The following is a 3,526-nucleotide window of genomic DNA, read 5'->3' on the forward strand; positions in this document are numbered from 1 at the left end:
GGAGGCCGTCGCCGCCCCCGCCGGGGACGGCCTCCGCGTGCCGCTGCCAGGGCGAGCCGGGGGCGGCGCCCGCGGTGCGGGAGTGGACGGTGAGGGTGCGGCGGCCCTCGGCGTCGGCGGCGGAGACGAGCAGGCGCAGTTCGACGGCGCCGGTGTCGGGCAGGACCACGGGGGCCTGGAGGATCAGCTCGTCGAGGCGGTCGCAGCCGGACTGCCGGCCGGCCCACAGGGCCAGGTCGACGAGGGCCGCGCCGGGCAGCAGTACGGTGCCCAGCAGGGTGTGGTCGGCGAGCCAGGGCTGGGTGTCGGCGCCGATGCGGGCGGTGTAGACGACCGATCCGGACTCGGGGAGTTCGACGCCGGCACCGAGCAGGGGGTGCCCGGCCTCGTGGAGGCCCACGGAGGCGGCGTCGCCGCGGCGGGCGGGCGCGTTGTACCAGTAGCGCTCGCGCTGGAAGGGGTAGGTGGGCAGCTCCACCCGGCGGGAGCCGCCGCCGAAGAGGGCGTCCGCGTCGATCTCGACGCCGCTGACGTGGGCCGTGCCGAGCGCGGCGGCGAACCAGCGGGCGCCGCCCTTGTCGCGGCGCAGGGTGGCGAGGGCGGTGGCGTGGGCGCCGGTGTCGGCGAGGGTCTCCTGGAGGGAGGTCGCGAGCATCGGGTGGGGGCTGGATTCGAGGAAGACCTCGTGGCCGTCGGCGATGAGGGAGCGCACGGCCCGCTCGAACTCGACGGGTTCGCGCATGTTGCGGTACCAGTAGGCGGAGTCCAGTGCGGCGGTGTCGAGGAGACCGCCGGTGACGGTGGAGTAGAAGGGGATCTCGCCGGTCCGCGGGGCGACGGGGGCGAGGACTTCCAGGAGGTGCTCCTTGAGGTCGTCGACCTGGGCGGAGTGCCCGGCCGTGTCCACGCCGGGGATGGCGCGGGCGTGGACGCCCTGCGCGGTCAGCTCGTCGAGGAGTTCGCGCAGGGCGGCGGGCTCCCCGGCGACGGCGGCGGTGCCGGGGCTGTTGACGGCGGCGACGGACAGCCGGTCGCCGAAGCGCTCCAGGCGGAGCCGCAGCGCTTCGGGGGCCAGCGATACGGCGATCATGCCGCCCTTGCCCGCGAGGGTCAGCCAGGCCTGGCTGCGCAGGGCGACGACGCGGGCCGCGTCGTCGAGGGAGAGCCCGCCGGACACGTACGCGGCGGCGATCTCGCCCTGGGAGTGGCCGACGACGGCCGAGGGGTGGACGCCGAGGGACCGCCAGGCGGCGGCCAGCGACACCATCATGGTGAACAGGACGGGCTGGACGACGTCGACGCGGGCGAGCGAGGGCGCGCCGGGGACCTGCCGCAGGACGTCCATGACGGACCAGTCCAGGTGGGAGCCCAGGGCGGCGTCGCAGGCGAGGGCGGCCTCCCGGAAGGCGGGCGACCGGTCGAGGAGCCCGTCGGCCATGGCGGGCCACTGGGAGCCCTGGCCGGGGAAGACGAACACGACGCGGTCGCCGGGGCCGGCGGCCCCCCGCTGTACGGCCGGGTGCGGCCGGTCCTGCGCGAGGGCGTTGAGGGCGTCGAGGATCTCCTCGCGGCTCTCGCCGATGACGGCGGCCCGGCGGGCGAACCGGGTGCGGGTCTTGAGGAGGGTGTACCCGGCGTCGGCGGGGTGGGTGCCGGGGTGTTCGAGGAGTCCGGCGCGCAGCCGGGCCGCCTGGGCGCGCAGGGCGTCGTCGGAGCGCGCGGACAGCAGCAGCGGGACGGTGACCCCCTCCCACCCGTCGGTGTCCGCGCCGGGTGCGGGCACCGTGTCGGGGTCGGGGTCGGGGCCGGCGTCGGCGGGTCGGGGGGCTTCCTCGACGATGACGTGGGCGTTGGTGCCGCTGATGCCGAACGCGGACACGGCGGCCCGGCGGGGGGTGTCGCCCTGCGGCCAGTCGATGTCGTCGGTGAGCAGGGACACCGCTCCGGACGACCAGTCGACGCGCGGGGTGGGCTCGTCGACGTGCAGGGTGCGGGGCAGGGTCCGGCCGCGCAGCGCCAGCACCATCTTCATGACGCCGGCGACTCCGGCGGCGGCCTGGGTGTGGCCGATGTTGGACTTCACGGATCCGAGCCACAGCGGGTCCTCGGTGGAGCGGCCTTCGCCGTAGGTGGCGAGGACGGCCTGCGCCTCGATGGGGTCGCCGAGTTCCGTTCCGGTGCCGTGCGCCTCGACGGCGGTGATGTCCCCGGGCTCCAGCCCGGCGTCGGCGAGGGCCTGGCGGATGACACGCTGCTGGGAGGGGCCGTTGGGGGCGGTCAGGCCGTTGGAGGCGCCGTCCTGGTTGACGGCGGAGCCGCGGATCACGGCGAGGACGGGGTGGCCGTTGCGTTCGGCGTCGGAGAGCCGCTCGACGAGCAGCAGGCCGGCTCCCTCGCCCAGGGCGACGCCGTCGGCGGAGGCCGCGAAGGCCCGGGAGCGGCCGGTGGGCGACATGACGCGCTGGCGGGAGAACTCGACGAGCATCTCGGGCGTGGACATGACGGTGGCGCCGCCGACGAGGGCCAGGCCGCATTCGCCGCGGCGCAGCGACTGCACGGCCAGGTGCAGGGCGACAAGGGACGCCGAGCAGGCGGTGTCGACGGTCACGGCGGGGCCTTCGAGCCCGAAGACGTACGAGAGGCGGCCCGACATGACGCTGGCGGAGTTGCCGGTGCCGAGGTAGCCGTCGAAGTCCTCGTCGCCGTTCTGCAGCAGCGGCATGTAGTGCTGGCCGTTGGTGCCGACGAACACGCCGGTCCGGCTGCCGCGCAGCAGGCCGGGGTCGATTCCGGCGCGCTCCATGGCCTCCCAGGAGGTTTCCAGCAGGAGCCGCTGCTGCGGGTCCATGGCGAGGGCCTCGCGGGGCGAGATGCCGAAGAACTCCGGGTCGAAGTCGGGTGCCTCGTGGAGGAACCCGCCTTCGCGGACGTACGTACGGCCCTTCGCGTCGGGGTCCGGGTCGTAGAGGCCGTCCAGGTCCCAGCCGCGGTTGGTGGGGAAGGTGGAGATGGCGTCGCCGCCACCGCGCACCAGCTGCCACAGCTCGTCGGGGGTGTTGATGCCGCCGGGGAACCGGCAGGCCATGGCGACGATCGCGACGGGTTCCGCGTCCCCGCCGGCGGGGGCGGTGGCGAACGGGCCGTCCGCCCGTTCGTCGGGTCCGCCCGAGGCCAGTTCGTGGAGGTGGCGGGCGACGGCCGCGCTGGTGGGGTGGTCGAAGACGAGGGAGGCGGGCAGTTCCAGCCCGGTGGCCTCGCGCAGCCGGTTGCGCAGTTCGACGGCGGTCACGGAGTTCACGCCGAGTTCCCGGAACGCCCGGTCGGGTGTGACGTCCTCGGCGGAGGTGTGGCCGAGGACGGCCGCCACGTGCGTACGGACCAGCCGCAGCAGTTCGCGGCGCCGCTCCTCGGCGTTCTTCCCGCGCAGGCCGGCGGCGAGGGCTCCGGGGGTGTCGCGGGCGTCCTCGGCGGCCCGCCGGTCGGCCGCGCCCCCCCCCCCGACCGCCGGGAGGTCGTCGAGTACGGT

The 3,526-nt window shown here is 75.7% G+C and carries 1 protein-coding gene; it reads right to left on the minus strand.

The annotated features are described in order from the left end of the window. Positions 1–3,526, minus strand: a 3,526-nt coding sequence (locus ABZW32_RS39250; RefSeq protein ID WP_356225635.1) for a beta-ketoacyl synthase N-terminal-like domain-containing protein, incomplete at both ends; no start/stop codon positions are given.

This window comes from Streptomyces sp. NPDC004667, from assembly GCF_040609475.1.
GTDB lineage: Bacteria > Actinomycetota > Actinomycetes > Streptomycetales > Streptomycetaceae > Streptomyces.